A 25,943-nucleotide genomic window follows, 5' to 3' on the forward strand; every position below is an offset into this window, starting at 1 on the left:
GTTTTTCTGCAAAATCAGTGATTACTGAACGGCATATACTGCAATTTCAACACGACGGTTTTGTTCTTTACCAGCCGCAGTTGAGTTGTCTGCGATCGGGTTCGCTGAACCAAGACCTTGTGCATTGATACGAGTACGTGCTACGCCTTGACCAGCAAGGTAGTTCGCAACAGATTGTGCACGTGCTTGAGACAATGGAATGTTGATTGAGTCATTACCAGTGCTGTCTGTATAACCAGTTACCAAGATACCGCTTTGGCTGTCTTCAGTCAGAACTTGGGCAACTTTATTCAATGTTGCATAGAAGTTTGGTTTGATGTTTGACTTGTTAGTGTCAAATGTAATCGCACCAGGCATTACCAAGTTGATTGAACCGTCTGGATTACGGTTAACGTCTACACCTGTACCGGCAGTTGCCTGACGTAATTTTTTCTCTTTATTGTCAAGATAAACACCAGCAGCACCACCTACAACTGCACCAATTGCAGCTGCACGGTTGTTTTGACGGCTAGTATTGGCATTACTTTTAGAAATACCATAACCTGCAGCAGCACCAATTACTGTACCCAAAGCTGTTTTGTCGTACTCAACACCACCCAGGTTATTGCCAGTAGTTTGACAACCTGTAAGTGCTACTGCCCCTGCTACAGCTGCTGAAATTAATAGTGCACGCATTGCATGCCTCCTTTGTAGTGTAATTTATATCTTAGGTCAGATAATGATTTAAAAATAATGGGATAACCATTGATTTTTTGTTAATAATAAATCTTTTAGTAATATTTTGTAATGTTTATGTGTAACCAATTTCCTGAATTTCATCATAGTTTCTTCATAGTTTAACGATCGGACTTTTCTATTCGCTCAACTCCCTCTATATTGTTCAAAATGTGATGAAATTTAGACGATTATTCTCTGGGACTGTTTTTATATGTCATCTAAAAGCAAGCAACAAACGACTTTAAAAAAACTTACCCGTGGCCTCACGGTGACATCCGTCATGACTGGCAGTACTTTTTTTCATGGGCCACCTGTACTGGCTTTGGGGCTGACCAAACTTTTTAAGAAATCTTCTAAGATTGATGAAACCAATATCAAGATTACCAATAGCTGGTTAAGCGTAAATAACTGGCTGATTGACAATGTCCTGAAAAATACCAAATGGCAAATCAGCATTGATGAATCTCTGGATCTGAACATGCAGGGGCGTTATTTAATGACCTGTAATCATCAGAGCTGGGTGGATACCACGGTAAACCAGTATTTCGGTTTAACACGTATGCCTCTCACCCGCTTCTTTACAAAATGGGAACTAATTTTTATTCCATTTGTAGGTCAAGCCTTTAAAATTCTGGGCTTCCCGATGATGAAACGGCATAGCAAAGAACAGATTGCCAAAAACCCTGCCCTGAAATACCGGGATATGGAAGAAGCACGTAAGGCATGTGAACAACTGGTTAGCCAGCCATTTACCTTACTGAATTATCTGGAAGGTACACGTTTTACCCCGGAAAAGCATGAACAGCAAAAATCGCCTTATAAGCATTTGTTGAAGCCTAAGGCGGGGGGTCTTGCGCTGGCACTGAATATTCTGGGAGACAAAATTGATGCACTGGTGGATATGACTATTGTTTATCCTGACGGTGTGCCAGGTTATGGAGAATTCTGGTTAGGCGAAGTCCCGCGTATTGCCGTGAACTTAAGAAAAATTGACATTCCGGATTGGGTACTCGGTGGCAATTATGAAGATGATGCAGATTACCGGGCGCGTTTCCAGCAATGGGTAGACCAGATCTGGACTGAAAAAGACCAATTAATTGAGCAAATGCAGCAGAACCTGATTTCCGCTTCTGTCTGACATTTGCCAGAGAGACTATGAAGAACGACAACCCGGACCTCGTGTCCAGCTCATTTAAATTTATTCGCAAAGGCACCTGGGGCTGGAAAATTGCACTGATTTACGACATTTTCATGATGGTTGTCATCATCATCAATTTGTTCTGTCTCTGTGCCAATGCCATTCTGATGAGCGATTTTGGGCACTGGTTGTTTGACTTCATTCGCTTGCCTGATGTCTTGCAGTTTTATAAAAGTGAATTACGTCCCTGGGTAATGATTACCGAGGGATGGTTTACCACCTTCCTGATTATTGAACTCATCGTTCGCTGGTTCATTGCCATTGTTATGCGTCACCATGCCCGCTGGTGGTTCTTTCCCTTTGTGCACTGGTATGAAATTTTATCCATCATCCCACAGCTACGTTTTCTGCGTCTGTTACGTGCAGTCGCGATTGGCTACAACCTGCATAGCCATGGATACAAAGTCATACCGGCAAGCTGGTACAGACGGGGCAATTTCTACTATAACCTGCTGATGGAAGAACTTTCGAGCCGTGTAGTATTGACGGTACTGGATGGTATTAAACGTGAACTCAGCACCAGCACATCACATAAACAATTAATTGATGATTTGATTGAACATCACCGTAAATTACTGGCTATTGCTTTGACAGATATCTTGCAAGAGTCTTTGGGCAAGGAATTACAGGCACAGCGCTTCATGATTTCAAAAAATGTCGGGCAAGTCGTCAATCAGGCCATTGAAGATACACCTGAACTCACTCAGCTTCTGCGTCTGATTCCCATTGTGGGCGGGCGACTGGAGCGACAGATCCAGAGTATTGGTCAACGTCTGGGAAAAAATATCACCCAAGGCCTGATTGATCCTTTTACACATAGCGGATCACAAGAAAACCCGACTTTTGCCATGATTTCAGATAAGATTAGCCAGATTCAGATTGAACATAATCCACATATTGATAAATTGGTTGAATCGGCTGTTTTTGAAACACTTGAAGCCATTCAAAAACAGGTCAAAGTAAAACAGTGGCAACAGATTTTAGAAGAACACGAACAAAATCAGGGCTCAATCGATAGATGAGTTTTCATTTGTGGAATCGGCTAAGATAAGTGGATTCTATTCGTATAAAAAAATAACTTGGATCGCTAGAGAATTAACGAAATTTGTTCTAGGATTTGCACTATTTACAACATTGCTTCGACATAAAACAGCAAGTCAGAAGTATTAAGGAAAAATTATGGCTGACATACGGATAAAAGGCAGAATGGTCAATGCGCTACGCATTAGCCTCGATACCAATGATCATGATGCAATCCGCCAGCAACTGAAACCAAAATTACAAGCGGCTTTTCCGCCAGGCACATTGGCGGTGATTGAAAGTTCAGTCGATCAGGAACTGATTGCCCTGATCCAGTTACTGATTGATCTCGAAGTTCAGCCTATGGCAGTGACTGAAGGGATTCTGGGGGATCAGGCTCGTGCGATTCAGTTCCCTGTTCTGCCACCAGACCGTCAGTTACAGGAAATTAAGGCGACCAAAGAACAGGTCATGGAAGTCAAATCCGAATCTGCTGCTGACGATGAAAAAGCTGATGCAGCACCGATCGTCGCGCATGTGACTTCTTATCACGATGAAATTCTGCGCACCGGCCAATGCATTGTGCAGAATCAGGGTGACATTATTATTACGGCCGGAATAAACAGTGGTTCAGAAGTGATTGCTTCAGGCAATATCCATATTTATGGCAGCGCGCGTGGCCGTGTGATTGCAGGTGCGGGTGGCAATACTGCAGCGCGTATTTTCTGTCATGCGCTGGAGGCCGAACTGATTTCTATTGCAGGTACTTACTGTGTGGCCGACGACATTCCACCGAATGTTGTGAAAAAACCCGTGCATATTTACTTGAATGATCAACAAGAGCTTGTATTTGAAGCTCTACAATTTTAATGTATAAATAAACACCAAAAACCCCATTTTATAGGGGATTTGAACCATAACAGGAGTGGATTCGGTGGCGAAAATTGTTGTCGTAACATCAGGCAAAGGTGGCGTAGGTAAGACTACAACAAGTGCATCTTTTGCAACAGGTTTAGCCCTACGTGGCCACAAAACTGTGGTAATCGATTTTGATGTAGGCTTGCGTAACCTTGATTTGATTATGGGCTGTGAACGCCGTGTAGTATATGATTTTGTAAATGTTCTCAATAACGAAGCACGATTACAACAAGCACTGATTCGCGATAAAGATATTGAAAATTTATATATTTTACCTGCTTCACAAACACGTGATAAAGATGCTTTAACTGATGAAGGCGTAGAACGTGTAATGGATGAGCTTTCACAGGAATTTGATTATATCGTGTGTGACTCACCTGCAGGTATTGAACGTGGTGCCATTTTAGCCATGTACCATGCAGATGAAGCTATCATTGTGACTAACCCTGAAATTTCTTCAGTACGTGACTCTGACCGCATCATTGGCATGTTAGATAGTAAAACTAAAAAAGTAGAACAAAACGAAGGTCGCATCCGTAAACACCTGTGTATTACCCGTTTCAATCCGGAACGTGCCGATAAACAGGAAATGTTAACGATTGACGATATTTCTAAAGATATTTTACGTGTTCCAACCTTAGGTGTTATTCCTGAGTGTCCAAGCGTTCTACAGGCATCGAATGAAGGTAAACCAGTGATTCACTTTACCGAATCTGCCGCAGGTCAGGCTTATGATGACCTTGTAGCACGTTTCCTGGGTGAAGAGCGTCCTTACCGTCATATTGAAGTAAAACCTAAGGGCTGGTTAGCACGATTATTTGGAGCGTAAACATGGCTGGATTCTGGAGTAAACTTTTTAGTAGCGAGGATAAACCATCAAGCGCACAAACCGCGAAAGACCGTTTGAAAGTCATTGTTGCTTCTGAACAGGGTTTGGGGCGCCGTTTGAGTCAGGATAAAATTGACCAGATGAAGACAGAGATCATGCAAGTGGTCAATCGCTACGTCCGCGGGGTTGATGAACAGCACATTCAGATGCAGGTACGTTCTGAAGCAAACATTGAAATGCTTGAAATGAATATCAATTTACCTGAAGAGCGATAATCTGAATTTTGATTAGTCAAGTAAATTGATTCAAGGCAAAATATGAGCCTCAACAAAGCGCCGCTTTGTTGAGACGCAAGACCAGAAGCTTGGCTTCGCGTAGACTTGATAGTAATTAGTATTTTTTTACCTCATCTCAAAACGTGAAGTGATCCTTCGAATAGACAAAGTGCATGATAAGACTTTGCCTCTTGCGAACTCATATTTTGCCTTTTTTCATGCCGAAGAATTACATCAAGGAGATTGCGATGGCATTATCTCAACCAGCGACCTTTAACGAAGAATGGTCAGATGAGCGTGTATATGCCTACCTGAATCAGCTTCCTCCTGCAGGCGTCAATGCAGATTTTCATGTACTTTATCATGCATTCAAGCATATGCGCCCTTTTGATTATGAACGCCTACTAACCAAATTTGTCGCAGATGGCCGCGATCTTAACGCCACCAATCCGGAAGGACAGCGCATTCATGACGTGATTGCCACTTATCCGCGTCAAAGTGCCGAGTTCCTCGCAGTATTAGAAAAATTTGCATAAGTTGTAATGCATAAAAAAGCCTGCTTAAAGCAGGCTTTTTTAATCGCTAGAGATTCTGGATTTAAACCAAGATCTCACGCTTCCCATTGGCACCCATTGAGCTGACAATGCCATTTTCTTCCATCTGGTCAATGATCCGTGCAGCACGGTTATAACCCAGACTGAACTTACGCTGCAAAGATGAAGTTGATGCTTTGCGGGTTTCCAAAACAAAAGCCACACACTGATCATACAGCGCATCTCGATCCGATCCACCATCTCCACCATCCTCAAAGCCGCGACTAGACGGTTCTTCATCAAATGGAGTCAGGATCTCATCCACATAGTTAGGCGCCCCACGTTCACGCCATGCATCACAGATCCGGTTCACTTCATCATCGGCAATAAAAGCCCCGTGTACACGCTCCGGCTCAATTTTACCCGGGCCAAGGAACAGCATATCACCATGACCGAGCAGATCTTCTGCACCACCTGCATCGAGAATGGTACGTGAGTCGATTTTCGAGTTCACACGAAGTGCGACACGTGTCGGAATATTCGCCTTGATCAGACCAGTGATCACATCTACTGAGGGACGCTGAGTTGCCAGTAACAGGTGAATACCGGCAGCACGGGATTTTTGTGCCAGACGGGTAATCATCTCTTCAGCTTTCTTACCGACCTGCATGATCATATCCGCGAACTCATCGGCAACAATCACAATCGATGGCAATGGCGTTAAGCGCGGTGCACGTTCCCCTGCGACTGATTCACTCGCTTTCCAGGTTGGATCAAATAGCTCTTCACCATTGGCAAGCGCCTCTTCTACCTTACGGTTATAGTCGCTGAGCTTACGAATTTTCAGGAAAGACATCAGTTTGTAACGACGTTCCATTTCATTCACACACCAGTTCAAGGCACTGACTGCATCTTTCATATCGGTCACAACTGGGGTTAACAGGTGTGGAATATCGTTATAGTTGGCCAATTCAAGCTGTTTCGGATCGATCAGGATCAGGCGTAACTGGTCTGGTGTGTACTTCAATAGCATCGATAGAATCATCGAGTTAACCGCCACCGACTTACCAGAACCCGTAGTCCCTGCTACCAGCATATGCGGTGCTTTACCCAGTTCAGTAATCACCGGATTGCCCGAAATATCCTTACCCATGGCCATCGACAAAATGCCATCTGGATCATTGAATTTTGGAATCTGTACCAGTTCAATCAAACGCACCATTTCACGGCTACTGTTCGGAACTTCAATGCCGATATAAGGCTTACCTGGAATAACTTCGACTACACGTACTGAAGCCATTGACATCGAACGAGCCAAGTCACGTGAAATATTAGTGACTTTGGAAGCTTTCACACCAGGCGCAAGGTCCAGTTCAAAACGGGTCACGACTGGGCCTGGCTGAGCCTCGACCACTTTGGCTTTAACGTTAAATTCCTGAAGCTTGATTTCCAGAAGTTCTGATAAACGGGATAATTGCTCTTCAGTGAAATTCACTTTTTTGTTCGGATCGACTTTATCCAGCAATTCCAGACCCGGCAATGGTGACAGGTCTTTACGGCGCTCAGCGACCTGCATGGCACGTGACATTGGACGACCAGCGGCATCGGTCAGTGGCGCATCGAAGTCAAACTCGTCTTCATCCTGAGGCTTACCGGCAGTTTCATGCCAGGCTTCAATAAATTCTTCTTTGGACAATGCTTCCCGAACTGCTGCATTGGTCGCTGCAGTTTGAGCTGCTGTCTCTACACGCTGAATCGGTGCCTGAACAAAAGCAGAAGATTGGGCATAACTTGATGCACGTACAGGTGCAGGTTTTGGTTCATCAGCTTCAACCAGTAAATCGTCCAGATCCTCAAAGTCCGCTTCCAGGCTGGTATTTTTAATCGCATGTGCAGCCATAAGTGGAGCAGCCGCAGTTGAGCTGATTGTTCCAGCATCTTCTACAATTCTGAGGGATTTTTCAGCTGCTGCTGAATTGAACGGGCTATGCACATCCGTTGCGGTTTTACCTTGCGGGACTGCGGCCAATAACTCATCAAAAATTTCATCATCATCCCAGTCCAGATTATTCTTGGCGGTAGATGATGATGTCACTTCATGAGCATTGTGATTCGTTGACGCAGCTGCAAATGCATCAGGAGAAAAATCAGCTTGCTCTTCTTCTGCAGCTTTAAGCAAAGCATCGATATCCTGCTTGTGACGCTGGTCTTCATTGGAATGTAACGCACGCCACACCTCCCCTGTTGCCACCACACGATCCGGCTCTGCTGTTCGCGGTGCTTGTTCCTGAACAGGTTCTGAAGCTGATGTCTGTACAGGTTCAGAAATATCTTCTTCATAGTGGTGAGGCTGGTGCGATTCTTTATCTGCAAAATCCTCAAACAGGCGTTCAGCGACATGATCGCGAACTACAGGGTCGACTTCTACCAGATCATGCTCAGGTGCGGCAGTGACTGGTACTGTCACTTTTTTGGCAGCTGCTTTTACCGCTTCTTTTTTAATTACAGGTGCGGTACGGTCAAAATCAGACATACCTTCTGGCACATTACGGTAGAACAGGTCTTGCAGATAAGCAGGTGTTGCCTTGAGACTGCTCCAGGTCTTGTTCCATTTCACACCAAATGCCAAGGTAAACAGAACCACCCAAAGCACCAGCAAGAAAAAAGCTGCGCCATAGACAGTTAGTAATTGTTCAAGACTTTGGCCCAGTTCATAGCCAATGATCCCGCCTGAAGAATTATCCAGCGTATCGGCTGGAACTTGCCAGAACAGGAACAGCAACGCCGATGTAGTCAATAACAGGAAGAATTGGGCAGCATAACGGAATGGACGGTTCAGGAAGCTGCGCGGCCACCAGACCTGGATTGCTTCCATAAACAGATACACAGGGATCAGCAGGCTTGCCCAACCGAGAAAACCAAATAACAGGTCTGAAATCCAGGCCCCTGCAACCCCACTGGCATTTGAAACTGTCTGCGTATCACTAGAGATATGCATCCACCCCGGATCAAATGGTGTATAGGTCACTGTTGCAAGAAACAGATAAATCCCAAATGAGACTAAAAATAATGTCATTACTAAGCGCTGTGCATAGGCACTCGACACCGCTGTCATATACTGTCCTGTAACCAATTCTTCATGAATATTCTTTTGCTGGTATGCTTCAAAAAAAGCGTCGCAATAAAATGCATATTATGCACCTGTTGCATCAAAAAAGATGCATTATTGTGTACTTCTTCTATATAGCCCAAATCGATTTCGATGATCAATAATATCGACTTTAATCTCACACCACTGTTATACAGTTTCACGTATAATTCAATAAATTTCTAAATAAAAAAGGATACAGCGAATGAGCGCACGTCACTCACGACTGATTATTTTAGGTTCTGGCCCTGCTGGCTATAGCGCAGCAGTCTATGCAGCGCGTGCAAACTTAAAACCGACCCTGATTGCAGGTCTGCAACTGGGTGGTCAATTAACCACAACGACTGAAGTAGATAACTGGCCTGGCGATCCTGAAGGTCTGACTGGTCCAGCTTTAATGGAACGTATGCAGGCTCATGCAGAACGTTTCGGTACCGAAATTGTCTATGATCATATCAATGAAGTTAATCTTAACGTTCGTCCATTCGTCCTGAAAGGCGATATGGAAGAGTTTACTTGTGATGCCCTGATCATTTGTACTGGTGCAACTGCGCAATACCTGGGTCTGGAATCAGAAGCTGCATTTATGGGTCAAGGCGTGAGCGCGTGTGCAACCTGTGACGGTTTCTTCTATAAAGAGCAAAAAGTGATGGTTGTAGGCGGTGGTAATACCGCTGTTGAAGAAGCATTATATCTTTCTAACATCGCTTCTCACGTGACTCTAGTTCACCGTCGTGATACGTTACGTTCTGAAAAAATCCTGCAAGACCATCTTTTTGAAAAAGAAAAAGAAGGAAAAATCAGCATTATCTGGAATCATCAAGTAGAAGAAGTGTTGGGTGATACCACTGGCGTCACTGCGGTACGTTTAAAATCAACTCAAGATGATTCAACTCAGGACGTTGAAGTATCAGGTCTATTTGTTGCTATTGGTCATAAACCAAATAGCACCATGTTCGAAGGCCAGCTAGAACTGCGTGATGGTTATATTCAGGTTCAAAGTGGTACCGCAGGGAATGCCACCCAAACCTCTATCCCGGGTGTATTCGCTGCAGGCGATATCGCAGACAGTATCTACCGTCAGGCGATTACTTCTGCAGGTTCAGGCTGTATGGCGGCACTGGATGCAGAAAAATATCTCGATGCAATGGGTAAATTAGACTAAGCAGCGAAAATAAAAAGACCGTCCATCATGGGCGGTTTTTTTATGTATGATAAAAACAGTCTATTTCAAGATCAGGGTTCTGCATGCATCTTCTTCCTCCTTCACAGTACATTTTCCCCAATCCTGAAGAAGCAGATCTTGAGGGTGAAGGCCTGATTTGTATCGGTGCAGACCTCTCCCCTTCTACTTTATATGAGGCCTATACCCATGGCCTGTTTCCCTGGTTTTCTGAAGGTGATCCGATCTGCTGGTGGAGTCCGGAACCACGCTGCATTATTCGGCCAGAGGATTATCATCCAAGTAAATCGCTACTTCGCAGTATGAAAAAGCAGGATTATAAAATTACAGTAAATCATGCTTTTGAGAGAGTCATCCGTTCCTGCTCATTGCCTCGTGCTTATGCAGATGAGACCTGGATTAGTGAAGAGATCATTCAAGGTTATTGCGACATGTTTGATGCAGGTTATGGTTATAGTATTGAGGTTTGGGATGAAGATCGCGTAGTAGGTGGACTCTATGGGGTGACTATCGGCAAGGGCTGCTTTGGTGAATCCATGTTTAGTACCCAAACCGATGTTTCTAAAATGGCTTTCTATACCTTGATGCTGATTGGTCGAGAAAATCAGTTGCCCTGGATAGACTGCCAATTAGTGAATGATCACTTGATGAGTCTAGGTGCCTGTACAATTTCTCGCCACACATACCTTAAATCGTTACAAGATGTGATAAAACAGCCTGCGATCAATTGGAAAAAGTATCAAGACGGTGTATTTTCAAGTAAAACAATAGCGCAGTCTGCGCGATTAAGTGAATGAAAATAACAGAGGGCACTTGTTATGAACTCTTATCAACCACAGTCCCTACTGAACGATTTACAGTATTATATTACGCCGCCGCATGACTGTAGCTATCTGCCCAACAAGTCCGCGCGCATGGTTTTTCTTGATCCAGCGCACCGTATTGATGTAGTGACGCTGTCCGAGCTTTCTCGTACCGGTTTCCGTCGTAGTGGTGATTTTGTCTATCGGCCTGAATGCCACCTGTGCCGTCAATGTTTATCTTCACGTATTCCTGTTCATGAATTCCAAATGAACAGCTCGCAAAAAAAAGCCTGGAAACGTAATCAGGATTTGACGGTTAAAATTACCCATCCTGAACAGGCCACAGATATACATTACGCCCTCTATGAACGTTATATTAATGAACGTCATGCAGATGGTGATATGTATCCACCTAGCCGTGACCAGTTCGAAAAGTTTTTACTGCAAAGCTGTACCGATAGTTTCTTTCTGGAATTATGGAAAGATGACCGTCTCATCAGTGTATCGACTTGTGACCTGCTCGATGATGGCGTTTCAGCGGTGTATACTTTCTTTGATCCTGATGAGAACCGCCGTTCCCTTGGTGCCTTTGCGATTCTGAAACAGATTGAGCACACTCAAAAACTTGGCTTACAGTTTGTTTATCTGGGCTACTGGGTGCCACATTCAGCCAAAATGAACTACAAGTCTCAATACCTGCCACTTGAATTATTGATTGACGGGCAATGGCGCCGATTAAACCGCACCCTTACCCCTGTGGAGATTGAACATCTGGGAAACTCCTTGATGACGACCTTGCCTAGCGGATGGAATAATCCCATCATCAAGTAATTTAGTCGTCAAATAAGAGCTGGAATATTATTTAAACAGGCTGGCAAAATCATCAGTACAGGACTTCACCATAATAATGGCATGTTCCCGAGTGCCATTCGAATTCGGATAATAGTTCTTGCGCAGGTCAATCTGATGAAAACCGGTTTTTTCATACAGTTTAATCGCAGCAGCATTGCTTTCCCGTACTTCCAGAAAGATCTGTACCGGACTATTTTTCAATAATGCAATTGAGGCATCTAGCAACTGATAACCTAAACCTTTGCCCTGTTGCGCAGGATCAATTGCCATCAGTAATAAATTGGCTTCATCCAGCACCGGCTGTAAAATGCAGAACCCTACGACTTGCCCTGCTTGTTCAATCACAGTACTTTGATAGGCAGTAACAGCATCTTCAAATTGTTTAAAGGTCCAGGGATGGGATTGTACTTTGGTTTCAATCTTGGCAACGGCTGGTACATCCGCAGCTTGCATCAAACGAATCATCTTCGTTCATCTTATCTAGAATTAACCTCCGCATTATAGAAACTTTATTTAAAAAATCGAGCAAAAAAAAAGAGCAACTTAGGTTGCTCTTCAGTCTTTTAATCTAGTTTTAAATTAAAGGCCCAGTTTTTGTTTCCAGCTTTGTAATAAGCTATGGGTGTCATGATCATTTGGATGAAAACCAGGTTTAAAGTACATCAGCATTTCTTTACCCATACCGGTAATAATTCCTTTAGATGGGCTATAACCATAAGTATAGATTTCTTTTAAAGCTCCAAGACTTAACTGACGGTCTTCTTTCAATAAACGCAATACGAAGTAGCTTTGTACAAAGAATAGCGTGACCATCGCTGCAACCAGTGAAGTGGTACGCAGTAGATAAGATTTTAAGCCTTTACCGAAAACACCTTCGAATACATCATAGGCCACGGCCTTATGTTCATTCTCTTCAATTGCATGCCAGAGCCACATAGTTTTCATGGTGTCATCTTTCATCAATTCCTGAATATGATGATTGGTTAGTAACTGAGATGCAATGGTCGCAGTAAAATGTTCTAGAGCAGTCGTCGCAGTGAGGTCGACCATTTCCTGGGTAATACCAACTGGCTTACCGACTGCCGCAAAGATTTTGCGTGCAGTTTGAATGACTCGGTCAGTATAATGATCTAGCGTATCAACGTCATGGCCATGGCGTTGCGCTGAGGCATTAAAGCCAACATGTTCCTGGGTATGCATGGCTTCCTGACCAATAAAGGCAGAAATTTCTTTTTGCAATGCTTCATTGTCTTTAATTGCTGGGTGCTGACGTACAGCGCGAACAGAATCAATAAAGAATTTTTCGCCTGCCGGGAATAATGCAGAGAGTGCAGTCATAAAGTGAGTCAGTCCTGCTGAACCATTCATCCAGTATTCTGGCACTTGATCAAAATCAAAACTCATACGACGTACCGGAAAACTTGCGCCTGCACGATTGGTAATTTTCACTTGAACATTCATACACTTACTCCCATCAGTTCTATATAGAGCTGAAATCTAATTATTAAAATTCTTATAGTTATATTACTGCGTTGAATTTTTCACATAAGGGTAGATAAGGTCAGTGAAATATCACTTAAGGACAGCTTGTAAATATATTGTTAGACAATTTAAATATGCTTGAAAATGAGTAGGTTGAATTTACAGATATAAAAAAAGCGTCCCAAAGGGACGCTTTTTTCACACAATCAGCGATTATGCAGTTACTTTAGCAACTACACCAGCACCAACTGTACGACCACCCTCACGGATCGCAAAACGTAGACCTGGGTCCATTGCGATTGGGTGAATTAGTTCTACTGACATTTCTACGTTGTCACCAGGCATAACCATTTCAACGCCTTCTTTCAAAGAAATCGCGCCAGTTACGTCAGTTGTACGGAAGTAGAACTGTGGACGGTAACCGTTAAGGAATGGAGTGTGACGACCACCTTCGTCTTTAGAAAGTACGTATACTTCTGCATCGAATTTAGTGTGCGGTTTGATAGAACCTGGTTTAGCAAGTACTTGACCACGTTGTACGTCTTCACGTTTAGTACCACGAAGCAAGATACCACAGTTCTCACCAGCACGGCCTTCGTCAAGAAGTTTACGGAACATTTCAACGCCAGTTACAGTAGTCTTAACTGTGTCTTTGATACCCACGATTTCAACTTCTTCACCAACTTTGATGATACCAGTTTCAACACGGCCAGTTACAACTGTACCACGGCCAGAAATTGAGAATACATCTTCGATTGGCATCAAGAATGCTTGGTCGATTGCACGTTCTGGTTCTGGGATGTAAGAGTCAAGCGCTTCAACAAGAGCTACAACTGCGTCTTCACCGTATTGACCAGCTTCACCGTTAAGTGCAGCAAGTGCTGAACCACGGATTACAGGAGTGTCATCACCTGGGAAGTCGTAAGTAGAAAGAAGTTCACGAACTTCCATTTCTACTAATTCAAGAAGTTCTTCGTCGTCTACAAGGTCACATTTGTTCAAGAATACAACGATGTAAGGTACACCTACCTGACGAGAAAGCAAGATGTGTTCACGAGTTTGTGGCATTGGACCGTCAGTCGCAGCACATACAAGGATTGCGCCGTCCATCTGAGCAGCACCAGTAATCATGTTTTTAACATAATCGGCGTGGCCCGGGCAGTCTACGTGAGCATAGTGACGAGTTGGAGAATCGTATTCTACGTGTGAAGTATTAATTGTAATACCACGTGCTTTTTCTTCTGGTGCAGAGTCGATTGCAGCGTAGTCTTTCGCTTCACCACCGAATTTTTTAGCACATACAGTTGCAATCGCAGCTGTTAAAGTTGTTTTACCATGGTCAACGTGACCGATTGTGCCCACGTTAACGTGTGGCTTATTACGTTCAAACTTAGCCTTAGCCATGTTCATCTTCCTTTGTAGATTACTCATGCAGTAAACCTGCATGAGTATTAGATTTTAACTATAAATTTAGTTAGGCAATATAGTAATCGAAAGATTACTCGTCGTCACCTTTTTTGCCGCCAGCTTGGAACTTAGCAATGATGCCTTCAGCCACGTTACGTGGAGTTTCAGCATATTTAGCAAATTCCATAGAGTAAGTCGCACGACCTTGAGACATAGAACGCATGTGAGTTGCGTAACCAAACATCTCAGAAAGTGGAACTTCAGCACGGATTGCTTTAGTACCGCCAGGAAGATCGTCCATACCTTGAACCATACCACGACGACGGTTTAAGTCACCCATGATATCGCCCATGTAGTCTTCTGGAGTTTCTACTTCAACTTTCATGATTGGTTCAAGAAGAACAGGATCTGCTTTCATGAAACCGTCACGGAAGGCATAAGAACCCGCCATTTTGAACGATAATTCGTCAGAGTCGACATCATGGTAAGAACCGTCGAACAATGTCGCTTTGATGCCAACTACTGGGTAACCAGCAAGGACACCATTCTTCATACGTTCTTGGATACCTTTGTCAACCGCACCGAAGAATTCTTTCGGTACTACACCGCCGACAACTTCTTCAGCGAACTCGTAGTCTTTACCAGATTCAGGGTCCATTGGCTCAAGACGTACGTATACGTGACCAAATTTACCTTTACCACCTGTTTGACGAACGAATTTACCTTCTTGTTCAACAGATTTTTTGATCGTTTCACGGTAAGCAACCATTGGTTTACCAATGTTTGCTTCAACGTTGAACTCACGTTTCATACGGTCAACGATGATGTCAAGGTGAAGCTCACCCATACCAGCAATGATGGTTTGACCAGATTCTTCGTCAGTACGTACGCGGAACGATGGATCTTCTTTCGCCAAACGACCTAAAGCAACTGACATTTTTTCTTGGTCAGCTTTAGTTTTAGGCTCAACTGCAAGTGCAATTACTGGCTCTGGGAATTCCATACGCTCTAGTGTAATTACGTGGTTTTCATCACATAATGTATCACCAGTCGTTGTATCTTTAAGACCTACACATGCCGCGATGTCGCCCGCACGAATTTCTTCGATGTCGTGACGGTCATTTGCGTGCATCTGTACGATACGGCCGATACGCTCACGTTTCATTTTCACTGGGTTATAAACCGGGCTACCCGCTTTAAGAACACCAGAGTAAACACGTACGAACGTTAAGTTACCAACGAATTTGTCGTTCATGATTTTGAACGCTAACGCAGCAAACGGTGCATCATCAGACGCTTCACGAGAACCTTCAGTTTCGTCTTTGTCGTCTAAGATACCTTTGATTGCTTCAACGTCAGTCGGCGCTGGAAGGAATTCAATTACTGCGTCCAACATACGTTGAACACCTTTGTTTTTGAACGCCGAACCACACATCATCGGTTGAATTTCGTTTGCAAGCGTACGCGTACGTAAACCAGCTACGATTTCTTCTTTCGTCAAATCACCTTCTTCAAGGTATTTGTCCATAAGCTCTTCAGATGCTTCCGCAGCTGCTTCAACCATGTTTGTACGCCATTCATTAGCAGTATCAACTAGGTCAGCTGGGATGTCGCCATATTCGAACTTCATACCTTGAGATGCTTCATCCCAGATAATCGCTTTCATTTCGATAAGGTCAACAACACCTTGGAAGTTTTCTTCAGCACCGATTGGAACAACGATTGGCACTGGGTTAGCACCCAAGCGAGTTTTCATTTGTTCAACCGCACGGAAGAAGTTCGCACCAGTACGGTCCATTTTGTTAACGAACGCAATACGTGGAACTTTATATTTGTTCGCTTGACGCCATACAGTTTCAGACTGAGGTTGTACACCACCTACAGCACAGTAAACCATACACGCACCGTCAAGAACACGCATAGAACGCTCAACTTCGATTGTGAAGTCAACGTGTCCTGGGGTGTCAATAACGTTAATACGGTGTTGTTCGAACTGGTTGCCCATACCTTTCCAGAAGCATGTTACAGCTGCTGAAGTAATGGTAATACCACGTTCTTGCTCTTGTTCCATCCAGTCCGTAGTTGCCGAACCTTCGTGAGTTTCACCTAGTTTGTGGCTCTCACCTGTGTAGAACAAAATACGTTCAGAAGTCGTTGTTTTACCAGCGTCAATGTGCGCTGAGATACCAATGTTACGGTAACGAGAAATTGGGGTTTGACGAGCCATGATTTCTTGCATTCCTAAATTTTGTTGTTTAAAACAGGACGCTTTAAGCTGCTGGGCAACTTAAAGCGATTCGATGACAAAACAGCGAAAACTGGCTCATCATCCTCCTGAATAGGGGCTGTTTTAACCGCTTAGAAGCGATAGTGAGAGAAGGCTTTGTTGGCTTCAGCCATACGGTGCACATCTTCACGTTTTTTAACCGCTGCGCCTTTACCTTCAGCTGCATCAAGCAACTCACCAGCAAGACGTAAAGCCATAGTTTTTTCAGAACGCTTAGCAGCAGCATCTACTAACCAACGCATAGCCAAGGCAGTACGACGGGATGGGCGCACTTCCATAGGTACCTGGTATGTAGCACCACCAACACGGCGTGCTTTTACTTCGACCATAGGACGAACTTTTTCAAGAGTAGTCTCGAAAAATTCAACTGGATCTACTTTAGATTTTTCTTGAACGCGGTCTAAAGCACCGTAAACGATACTTTCAGCAATAGATTTTTTACCATCTTGCATTACGTGGTTCATGAATTTAGCGATTGTTTGGCTGCTGAACTTAGGATCCGGAAGGATTTCACGAGCAGCGACTACGCGACGTCTTGGCATTTTAAAACTACCTATAAATATGACACTTCAGGTTAATCCAGCAGTAGCACAAAGTGTCGTGTGCATTCGCTGGCCTTACTACACGTCGCTTGAATTTTCACAAAATTAAATGCAGAAATCAGACAAGCGAGACGATAAAGGATTGCAGTTCTAGCGAACTAAGAGCTTAATCTCGAAAGATTATTTCTTAGGACGTTTAGTACCGTATTTAGAGCGAGCTTGGTTACGATCTTTAACACCAGCACAGTCTAAAGAACCACGAACGGTATGGTAACGTACACCTGGTAAGTCTTTAACACGACCACCACGGATAAGAACAACACTGTGCTCTTGCAGGTTATGGCCTTCACCACCGATGTAGCTAGAAACTTCGAAACCTGAAGTTAAGCGAACACGGCAAACTTTACGCATTGCTGAGTTAGGTTTTTTAGGTGTAGTTGTGTAAACACGTGTACAAACACCACGGCGCTGTGGACAAGCCTTCAACGCAGGAACTTTAGATTTTTCAACTAAAGTCGTACGACCCTTACGGATCAACTGATTTGTTGTTGCCATGTGGCAATTCTCCCGTTAATAAAAAGCCCCAAAAAAATACTACTTTTTGAGGGCATGCAATTGTATGTCAAGATGCAAAATCGGTCAATATGCCGAAGTCAGGCAAAACACGATCGCATCTCGACTTTAAGCGTTTATTTTATGGCGAAAATCACTTATTTTTTCGATTTCGTGGCAGCATTTTTTGTAACATCTTCCGTAGTTTCCTCAGCTTGCGTTTGTTTGTCTGCAGTCTCGGAGTTTTCTGGATTATTTGTATCCGTCTCTTCTTCAGCGGCTGCCTGTAACATTTCTGTGTCATTTTCCTGCAAGCCGAGCTCTTCTTCTAGGGCTGCATCTGCATCAAAAGAATCTTTTGGAATAGCCGGTTTTTGTTCCTGTCTAGCGTCGGCATGTTCAACCAGTTTATCGGTCAATTCATCCAGACCTTCACTGACCTTTTCATCTTTTTTCACTTCAGCTTCTTCCGGGCTCAAGCTTTCCTGCTCTTTCTTAACCAGTTTGACTTGCTTGATGGTCTGATTACCTTCAATTGGGATTTCTTTATCCAGAATTGGCTTATCTTTATCAGCGGCTGAATGATCAAGATTTTCCATCAGCTTCGGGGTCGCCTGCTGGAGCAGGTCAACGGCTTTTTCATAGGCAGCATATGGCGACAAACCTAGATCCTGATGCTGCTGCAAATACTGACGAGCATGCGAGAATACTTCTTGAGCTTTCTGGTTCACATCATTCACAAAGCGATGGCTATAGACTGCACCAATCCCTGCACTTGCCAATGGAGTCAGTTTGGTTAGCTGCTCTAATAAAGACAGTTTCGGAAAATGGTTCATCCATTCCCACTTCATGCTGCCATCCTGATTACTGAGCCATTTTTTCAGTGTTTCTATATCATTGCTTGACCCGAGCATGGTCTGTAGCTGGGACAGGTCATGTGTCTTTAAGGTACTGCTCAGCGCTTTAAGCCCCATTAAGAGTGCTTGTTTTTCTGCAATCAGACTGAGATCAATTTGTCTAAAGATATGCTGTACGATTTCCTGATCATCTTCCTTGCTCAGATCAAAACCATAAGAACGTCCTACTTGATAGATGGTACGCAGTGCCATCAATAAAGAAGCCGGAATATCAATCGCAGTTCCCAATACCCCAGTGACGCCACTTACAGCACCTTGTACTGTCGCCATCCATTTATTTTGTTCGGCAAACGCCTGAGAAATGCGTTGTGAACGCGTAGTATCCTGAGTCAGTTCTTCCAGATCCTTCGCCCCTGCTTCATTCAGAATGGCATCAACCGAACTCATCTGGTTACTGAATTGATTCAGGTGATTATAAAAGTAGTCAGATACTTTGTCGGCCAGCTGGGGAGAAACAAAATGCGCGACATTATTCACAGTATTAAAACGACGGCCCAGCAGCTGACGGGAAACATTTGGAAGATGTTCGCGTAGCATGTCTTTAGGATTTTCATATTTTTTTGAAGCAAAAGGGCTTTTGACTTTTGCCGAGCCATCAACAGCATGATCGGTATTGAAGGTTTTAGTCACAGAATCTGGTGCAACATGATTTAACAGTTCCAAACCTGTTGAACTGAACTTTTTCGCCACTCCAAAGGCATTCGAAATCAGACCATTAGATTGTTTATTATTAGCATTTACCATTTTTTACCTCAGCATGCACGTGCTTGTATTTGGTATAAATACTAGGTGTAGTCAGCATTTATCTCAACCTTATTCTGTTTCATTTAGTAAAAGCTCTACACAGTACTTTATAAACTCAACCTACTGTCACACGGCATAACATTTGCCATAAGATTTCAAAAATCTTTCTGCTATGATGTTCTGCATTGTGAAATAGGGGTCAGCGCTATATTTTGCAGTCTTATCAACGCCAAATATCTCCCGCTGCCCCAGAGATAAACTATAAGGATCTGTAGATGAAACGTGTTGTCATCACTGGTATGGGTATTAACTCGTGCATTGGTAATACATTAGAGGATGTGAATCACTCTTTACAAAACGGGATTTCAGGAACACGTTTTAATCCGACTTATGCTGAACTGAATTTCAAAAGCCATGTGAGCGCTGCTGCTGAACAGGATTTTGATGGTATTGACCGTAAGCTGAAACGCTTTATGGGCGTGTGCGCGATGTATGCCTATAATGCTGCTGTGGCTGCTGTTGAGCATGCGGGTTTAAAGCAGGAAGATCTGGCGAATAATCCACGTTATGGTATTGCGGGTGGTTCAGGTGGCAACTCGACAGCTTCTGTAGTAGAAATGACAAAATTGCTGGAAGAAAAAGGCGCACGCAAAGTTGGTCCATTCTTCGTACCACGTAACATGTCGAATACCATTACAGCAAACGTCGGTGTGGCATTCAAATTACAAGGGATTGCGCACTCGATTACCAGCGCCTGCGCAACTTCTGCCGATGCCATTGGTTATGCTTATAACCTGATTCAATTAGGCAAACAGGATCTAATGCTTGCCGGTGGTGGCGAAGAAGATCACTGGTCTCAAAGCCTGCTGTTTGATGCGATGGGTGCACTGTGCTCTAAATACAACGACACACCTGAAACAGCTTCTCGTCCATATTCAGCAGACCGTGACGGTTTCGTGATTGCTGGTGGTGGCGGTTTTGTGGTGCTTGAGTCACTGGAACATGCTCAGGCACGTGGCGCGAATATTCTGGCTGAGGTTGTGGCTTATGCAGCTAACTCTGATGGTGCTGACATGGTTGCTCCATCTGGCGAAGGTGCAACACGTTGTATCCTGATGGCTCTAGAAGAAGCCAAACAGCATGGTGTAGATAAAATTGACTATGTGAATACACATGGTACTTCTACCCCAGCAGGTGATGTTACTGAACTTAAAGCTATGGCACGTGCCTTCGGTGAAGGTCAGGTTCCTCCACTCAGCTCGACTAAATCTATGACAGGTCACAGCCTGGGTGCTGCAGGTGTACAGGAAGCGATCTACTCTATCCTGATGATGCAAAATGACTTTATTGCACCAAACATCAATGTGACTGAACTGGATGAAGGCGCAAAACCATTTGATATCGTACTTGAAAAACGTGACGCAAAATTGAATACTGTGATGAGTAACAGTTTCGGTTTCGGCGGCGTAAATGCTTGTCTCGTTTTCAAAAAATGGGAAGGCTAAGCCGCCCATTTTAGGGTGACTTGATGGATGCTCCTTCTGATGCTTTCTTGTGGGTAAAAGCATTACATATTATTGCTGTGGTTTGCTGGTTTGCTGCATTGTTCTATCTGCCACGGCTTTATGTCTACCATGCCATGAGCGAAGATGTCGTAAGTCATCAACGCTTTGAAATTATGGAACGCAAGCTGTATCGCGGGATTATGTGGCCAGCTATGGTCGCCACGCTGATCACAGCACACTTTCTGGTCGATTGGGGTGATGCAACGCGTCATTACCATGAAGCCTTATGGTTCTATCTGAAAGTCGGCTTGGTTGGCTTGCTGGTCATTTACCATTTGGTATGTGGTTATTATCGTAAGAAACTGATGGGAAATGCCCATTACAAGTCACACAAGTTCTGGCGCTTCTTTAATGAAATGCCAACGCTGATTTTATTTGCTGTGGTGATTTTAGTGGTGGTAAAACCTACTTTCTAAAATTCCCTAAAATAAAAAATCCCCGATTGATCGGGGATTTTTTATGTCTGCACTTTATTCTCCGGAGAGAATTTGCTGACGTTTACGAAGACGTGGTTTATACAAAGTATGATAGGTAGTAAACAGAATCACCAACCACAGCGGACTAATCATCAGTGCCTTCATGGTATCTGCTTCCAGACTTAAAATAACTAAGGCAAAGAACAAGAAGATCAACACCAGATAGGACATCCAGATTCCGCCCGGCATCTTGAAGGTCGAAGTGGCATGTTTTTCAGGTTGCTGTTTACGGTAACGGATATAACACACCATAATCAGACCCCAGATACTGATAAACAGAATCACACAGAGTGAGCTGGCCAGCGTAAAGGCTTCCATCGTGTTCGGTACAAAGTACTGGAAAGCCGCACCTGCCATAATAAAGGCACAGGAAAATAACAGACCTTTAGCCGGAACTGCACGACTTGAAAGCTCAGCCAAAGCCTGAGGTGCCTGGCCATCACGTGCCAAACCAAACAGCATCCGGCTGGTAGAGAATACGCCACTGTTCATGGAAGACATCACAGAAGACAGCACCACCAGATTCATGATAATGGCTGACACCGGAATACCCGCATGCAGGAAAAGAGTCACAAAAGGACTTTGATCAGCAGGAATTTCTACCCATGGCGTTACAGACATAATCACCAGCAGAGACAATACATAGAACAGGATGATCCGTGTAGGAATCGCATTCACTGCTTTAGGCAAGTTCTTTTCCGGATCCTTGGTTTCAGCCGCCATCGTACCCAGCAGCTCTACACCTACGAAAGCAAACATCGCAATCTGGAAGCCAGCCAGAAAGCCCATTGTGCCCTTAGGGAACATACCATCATAGGCCCAGACATTGGTCAGGCTGGCAGCCGATCCACTTGGTGCCTGGAAGTCGCTGAAGATCATATATCCGCCAATCACAATCAGGCCCAGAATCGCCAGAATTTTAATCAGGGCGAACCAAAACTCGATTTCACCAAACAGCTTCACGGTCAGCAGGTTAATTCCCAGTACCAGCAATACACAGCCCGCACTGATCATGGCCTGCCCCATGGGTGTAAAGGTCATGTCGGGCGGCAGCCAGAAATTCAGATAATTGATAATTGCCGCTAAGTCAGCAATGCCGACCAGAATCCAGCCCAGCCAGTAAGACCAGCCAATATAATAGCCAGCCCCCGGACCAATCAGGTCATGCGCCATATCAATGAAGGATTTATAGTGCAGATTAGATAACAGGATTTCCCCTAATGCACGCATCAGGAAAAAGAACATGGCTCCAATAATCATGTAGATAAACAAGATTGAAGGCCCTGCCAGTGCAATCGTTTTACCAGAACCCATAAACAGGCCTGTACCAATGGCACCACCAATGGCAATTAACTGCAAATGTCGGTTAGAGAGCTTACGCTGTAATTCATGGGGAGATGATGATGCGTCATTTTTAGAAGAGGCTGTATTCATATTCAGTTCCTTTTTCACATCAGACCCTCGCTTATCTGATCGGATTTCTTCCTGAAATCCTGATTGCAGATGCAGTTTCATTTAATGGATTAAATGATCAGGCCTGATATGCTTACAAAATCAAGTTGGGAGATATAAAAATCTGAAGCAACTTAAGGGAGTGCTGCAATCACTGCAATTTCAATTAACCAGGCGGGATTTACCAGATCCGCCTGAATGGTTGCGCGTGCTGGTGTACCACATCCCTCGAGCCATTCAATCCAGAGCGCATTGACGGTTTGAAAGTCTTCCAGGTTTTTAACAAAGAGCTGTGCAGATAACAGACGGCTTTTGTCTGTACCTGCCAGTTTAAGGAGTTGATCAATCTTCATGAGCACTTCACGCGTTTGACCACGAATATCCAGACTGCTGCTGTCTGGCACCTGCCCTGATAAATACACCGTTTTATTGTGAATGGTGACAGCACTCATGACCTGATTGCTGTTCAAACGCTGAATATCTGCATGTTCCGTCATAATTTTATCCTCTCTTATTTCTAATATTTGTTTAATCTTTAGCTTTCAATCTGCACGGGCACACGTTGAGTAATGGCACACATCAGCTCATAGCCAACCGTACCCGAACCCGCGGCCACTTCATCAATCGGCAATACTGTGCCGTGTATGGATTGTCCCCACAGCACAACTTCGCTACCAATCTGCGCATCAGGTACAGAACCTAGATCAACCGCCAGCATATCCATACTGACGCGACCGACCGTTTGGGTTCGAATCCCATCTACCAAAACTGGTGTTCCAGTTTGTGTGATTCGCTGATAACCATCCGCATAACCACAGGCCACAATTCCAATCTGCATATCTTGCTCAACTATAAAAGTAGAGCCATAACCAATGCTGTCTCCTGCCCGAACCTGCTGAATCGCGATCAGTTCGCTACGCAGACTCATGGTCGGCTTTAAGTTCCAGTGATCAATCGTATGGGCGGGATAGTCAGGTGAGCTGCCGTAAAGCATGATGCCGCTACGTACAATGTCTGACTGTATATGCTGATGATGACGCAGAATGGCAGCACTATTACTGAGTGAAGTTTTGCCCGGCAGATTTTGAATGGTTTCGGTAAAGACCAGCTGTTGATGTTCAATACCTTCCTGTCCAAGGCGCATGCCATCCGCATCGGAAAAATGTGTCATATGACTGATGGAGCATACTTGCTTAATATTTTTTAATTCCTGAAAAGCGACACGATACTGCTCAGGTAAAAAACCCAGTCGGTTCATTCCGCTATTCATTTTTAAAAAGACATCAAACTGTACGTCTGGTTGTAAGTCGACAAAGGTTTTTAACCATTCCAGTTGATGCTGGGCATGAATTGCAAAACTTATCCCGTACTTGGCGCAGTCGAATAAATCTTCAAGGCCAAAAATGCCTTCCAGTAACAATAAGGGTTTGTCACAGCCTAAGGCACGCAAACGCTTTCCTTCAGTAAGATCCAGAAAGGCAAAACCATCAGCACTTTTTAATGCGGGATAAACCCGCTCAATACCGTGCCCATAGGCATCAGCTTTAACCACTGCAAAGACCTGGCTTTGAGGTGCGCAGGAACGTGCAACTTGCAGGTTATGTTGCAATGCCTGTTGATGAATCACCGCGTGTATTGGACGTGGCATAAATTTCTTCCCTGAAACTGATAATCCTTAAAAGCTTAAGCAACCTGCTGATAACGATTCAGCGACAAGCCTTCAGTACTAATCTCAGGTGCTTGACCCAGTACCAGATCACTGATCAGCTTTCCTGAACCACAGGCCATGGTCCAGCCTAGGGTACCGTGTCCAGTATTCAGGAACAGGTTATTAAAGCGTGTTGGTCCAATGATTGGCGTACTATCCGGGGTCATTGGACGTAAGCCGGTCCAGAAACTGGCCTGCGCCATATCGCCGCCCGGGAACAGGTCACGAGTGACCATTTCCAAGGTTGCGCGACGATCTTCATTCAGACCCAAATTAAAGCCTGTCAGCTCTGCCATACCACCGACACGGATGCGCTGATCAAAACGAGTCAATGCAATCTTGTAAGTTTCATCCAGCACAGTCGATTGCGGTGCATGAGTCTGATCCACAATTGGAATGGTCAATGAATAACCTTTAACCGGATACACCGGCAGATCCAGGTGTAACGGCTTCAGGAAATCACGGGAATAGCTACCGAAAGCCAGCACATATTTATCTGCGGTCAATACCTGACCGTTGACCAGCACACCTTTAATCTGGTCACCTTCAAACAGCAGTTTTTCAACATGCTGGTTAAACTTGAACTGTACGCCCATGCCTTTGGCATAATTGGCCAGCGCATTGGTGAACAGGTAGCAATCACCAGTTTCATCATTTGGCAGATGCAAACCACCTACCAGTTTATCTTTAGCTTCTGCCAGTGCCGGTTCAACTTTGGCTAGCTGTTCACGATCCAGCAATTCAAAATCCACGCCGGTTTCTTTCAGCACTTCGATATCACGTTGCACTGCATCGAGCTGTGCTTCCTTACGGAAAATTTGCAAGGTTCCTTTAGAACGGTTTTCATAAGAGATGCCGATATCACGACGTAGATTACGTAAACAGTCACGGCTATATTCAGCGACCCGCACCATACGTTCTTTATTCACTGCATAATGCTGAGCATTACAGTTTTTCAGCATCTGGGCCATCCACTGTAACTGCCACAGACTACCATCAACATTAATCGCCAATGGTGCATGATGCTGGAACATCCATTTCACTGCTTTAAATGGAATGCCAGGTGCTGCCCACGGTGTCGAATAACCAGGAGAAATCTGGCCTGCATTACCAAAACTGGTTTCTTCAGCTGGACCTGCCTGACGGTCAAGGACAGTCACTTCTGCTCCCTGCTGCGCAAGATAGTAGGCACTTGTTACACCAATGACACCACCACCTAATACAATTACGCGCATGACATTACCCTCAATGACGTTTATAGTTTATTTCACCAGTATATTTTTGGATCAATAGTGAATTTCACTGTTTTAAACTGATATATTCAGCAAATTCACT

Annotated in this window: 24 protein-coding genes; 11 read left to right on the top strand and 13 right to left on the bottom strand. The window is 44.2% G+C overall.

The window, feature by feature from the left end; all coding sequences use genetic code 11:
• Positions 1-21 precede the first annotated feature (21 nt).
• On the bottom strand, positions 22-675 hold the full coding sequence (locus FTV12_RS04475) for an OmpA family protein (protein ID WP_034704448.1): 654 nt from the start codon (positions 673-675) through the stop codon (positions 22-24).
• A gap of 253 nt (positions 676-928) precedes the next feature.
• Here FTV12_RS04475 and FTV12_RS04480 point away from each other — a divergent pair, with 253 nt between their 5' ends.
• The 6 genes from FTV12_RS04480 (at position 929) to FTV12_RS04505 (ending at position 5,493) form a co-directional block, all read left to right on the top strand.
• Entirely contained in the window at positions 929-1,855 is a 927-nt protein-coding gene (locus FTV12_RS04480; protein ID WP_180031897.1) for an acyltransferase, read from the top strand.
• A 17-nt stretch (positions 1,856-1,872) separates the two neighbouring features.
• Positions 1,873-2,937 carry a preprotein translocase subunit SecA gene (locus FTV12_RS04485; RefSeq protein ID WP_180031895.1) on the top strand — a complete coding sequence of 355 codons (1,065 nt, stop codon included), beginning with the start codon at positions 1,873-1,875 and terminating at the stop codon, positions 2,935-2,937.
• 157 nt (positions 2,938-3,094) lie between these two features.
• On the top strand, positions 3,095-3,805 hold the full coding sequence (gene minC, locus FTV12_RS04490; protein WP_180002419.1) for a septum site-determining protein MinC: 711 nt from the start codon (positions 3,095-3,097) through the stop codon (positions 3,803-3,805).
• A gap of 64 nt (positions 3,806-3,869) precedes the next feature.
• Positions 3,870-4,682, top strand: coding sequence for a septum site-determining protein MinD (gene minD, locus FTV12_RS04495; protein WP_166137968.1), 813 nt, complete (start codon positions 3,870-3,872; stop codon positions 4,680-4,682).
• Between the two features lie 2 nt (positions 4,683-4,684).
• Positions 4,685-4,957, top strand: a complete 273-nt coding sequence (gene minE / locus FTV12_RS04500) for a cell division topological specificity factor MinE (RefSeq protein ID WP_004783265.1) — start codon at positions 4,685-4,687, stop codon at positions 4,955-4,957.
• Positions 4,958-5,205: 248 nt separating this feature from the next.
• Positions 5,206-5,493: a PA4642 family protein gene (locus tag FTV12_RS04505; protein WP_004783267.1), complete on the top strand. Its 288-nt coding sequence runs from the start codon at positions 5,206-5,208 to the stop codon at positions 5,491-5,493.
• Between the two features lie 61 nt (positions 5,494-5,554).
• Here FTV12_RS04505 and FTV12_RS04510 read toward each other — a convergent pair whose 3' ends face one another.
• Positions 5,555-8,605, bottom strand: a complete 3,051-nt coding sequence (locus tag FTV12_RS04510; protein ID WP_180031893.1) for a DNA translocase FtsK — start codon at positions 8,603-8,605, stop codon at positions 5,555-5,557.
• Positions 8,606-8,843: 238 nt separating this feature from the next.
• On the opposite strand from FTV12_RS04510, the gene trxB reads away from it, so the two are divergent.
• From trxB to FTV12_RS04525, 3 genes are all read left to right on the top strand, one after another.
• Entirely contained in the window at positions 8,844-9,803 is a 960-nt protein-coding gene (gene trxB, locus FTV12_RS04515; protein WP_034704432.1) for a thioredoxin-disulfide reductase, read from the top strand.
• A gap of 83 nt (positions 9,804-9,886) precedes the next feature.
• Positions 9,887-10,618 (top strand): leucyl/phenylalanyl-tRNA--protein transferase, encoded by a 732-nt coding sequence (gene aat, locus FTV12_RS04520; RefSeq protein ID WP_180031891.1) that lies wholly within the window; start codon positions 9,887-9,889, stop codon positions 10,616-10,618.
• Between the two features lie 21 nt (positions 10,619-10,639).
• Complete coding sequence (locus FTV12_RS04525) at positions 10,640-11,455, top strand: arginyltransferase (RefSeq protein WP_005234302.1); 816 nt, start codon at positions 10,640-10,642, stop codon at positions 11,453-11,455.
• A 27-nt stretch (positions 11,456-11,482) separates the two neighbouring features.
• On the opposite strand, the gene rimI is transcribed toward FTV12_RS04525, so the two are convergent.
• The 7 genes from rimI to FTV12_RS04560 form a co-directional block, all read right to left on the bottom strand.
• On the bottom strand, positions 11,483-11,941 hold the full coding sequence (gene rimI, locus FTV12_RS04530) for a ribosomal protein S18-alanine N-acetyltransferase (RefSeq protein WP_180031889.1): 459 nt from the start codon (positions 11,939-11,941) through the stop codon (positions 11,483-11,485).
• Between the two features lie 114 nt (positions 11,942-12,055).
• Entirely contained in the window at positions 12,056-12,937 is an 882-nt protein-coding gene (locus tag FTV12_RS04535; protein WP_180031887.1) for a metal-dependent hydrolase, read from the bottom strand.
• Between the two features lie 234 nt (positions 12,938-13,171).
• Positions 13,172-14,362 (bottom strand): elongation factor Tu, encoded by a 1,191-nt coding sequence (gene tuf / locus FTV12_RS04540; RefSeq protein WP_004781663.1) that lies wholly within the window; start codon positions 14,360-14,362, stop codon positions 13,172-13,174.
• Between the two features lie 94 nt (positions 14,363-14,456).
• On the bottom strand, positions 14,457-16,592 hold the full coding sequence (gene fusA, locus FTV12_RS04545) for an elongation factor G (RefSeq protein WP_159123545.1): 2,136 nt from the start codon (positions 16,590-16,592) through the stop codon (positions 14,457-14,459).
• A gap of 131 nt (positions 16,593-16,723) precedes the next feature.
• Positions 16,724-17,194: a 30S ribosomal protein S7 gene (gene rpsG / locus FTV12_RS04550; RefSeq protein WP_004783282.1), complete on the bottom strand. Its 471-nt coding sequence runs from the start codon at positions 17,192-17,194 to the stop codon at positions 16,724-16,726.
• Positions 17,195-17,374: 180 nt separating this feature from the next.
• Positions 17,375-17,749, bottom strand: a complete 375-nt coding sequence (rpsL, locus tag FTV12_RS04555; RefSeq protein WP_004783283.1) for a 30S ribosomal protein S12 — start codon at positions 17,747-17,749, stop codon at positions 17,375-17,377.
• A 155-nt stretch (positions 17,750-17,904) separates the two neighbouring features.
• Entirely contained in the window at positions 17,905-19,407 is a 1,503-nt protein-coding gene (locus FTV12_RS04560) for an EcsC family protein (RefSeq protein WP_125278763.1), read from the bottom strand.
• Between the two features lie 275 nt (positions 19,408-19,682).
• Between FTV12_RS04560 and FTV12_RS04565 the strand changes: the two genes are divergently transcribed.
• Positions 19,683-20,912 (top strand): beta-ketoacyl synthase N-terminal-like domain-containing protein, encoded by a 1,230-nt coding sequence (locus FTV12_RS04565; protein ID WP_005234293.1) that lies wholly within the window; start codon positions 19,683-19,685, stop codon positions 20,910-20,912.
• Positions 20,913-20,935: 23 nt separating this feature from the next.
• Complete coding sequence (locus FTV12_RS04570) at positions 20,936-21,388, top strand: CopD family protein (RefSeq protein ID WP_179992879.1); 453 nt, start codon at positions 20,936-20,938, stop codon at positions 21,386-21,388.
• A gap of 54 nt (positions 21,389-21,442) precedes the next feature.
• Here the strand turns inward: FTV12_RS04570 and FTV12_RS04575 are convergent, their stop codons facing one another.
• The 4 genes from FTV12_RS04575 to FTV12_RS04590 form a co-directional block, all read right to left on the bottom strand.
• Positions 21,443-22,882, bottom strand: a complete 1,440-nt coding sequence (locus FTV12_RS04575) for an amino acid permease (RefSeq protein ID WP_180017043.1) — start codon at positions 22,880-22,882, stop codon at positions 21,443-21,445.
• A gap of 152 nt (positions 22,883-23,034) precedes the next feature.
• Positions 23,035-23,397, bottom strand: a complete 363-nt coding sequence (locus FTV12_RS04580; protein WP_034701622.1) for a RidA family protein — start codon at positions 23,395-23,397, stop codon at positions 23,035-23,037.
• 38 nt (positions 23,398-23,435) lie between these two features.
• The gene (gene alr, locus FTV12_RS04585; RefSeq protein ID WP_180002410.1) at positions 23,436-24,548 is read right to left on the bottom strand and encodes an alanine racemase; all 1,113 of its coding nucleotides are present in this window, start codon (positions 24,546-24,548) and stop codon (positions 23,436-23,438) included.
• 35 nt (positions 24,549-24,583) lie between these two features.
• Positions 24,584-25,843, bottom strand: a complete 1,260-nt coding sequence (locus FTV12_RS04590; protein ID WP_034701616.1) for a D-amino acid dehydrogenase — start codon at positions 25,841-25,843, stop codon at positions 24,584-24,586.
• Positions 25,844-25,943 lie beyond the last annotated feature (100 nt).

The sequence above is a fragment of the Acinetobacter sp. YH12233 genome (assembly GCF_013417725.1).
GTDB lineage: Bacteria > Pseudomonadota > Gammaproteobacteria > Pseudomonadales > Moraxellaceae > Acinetobacter.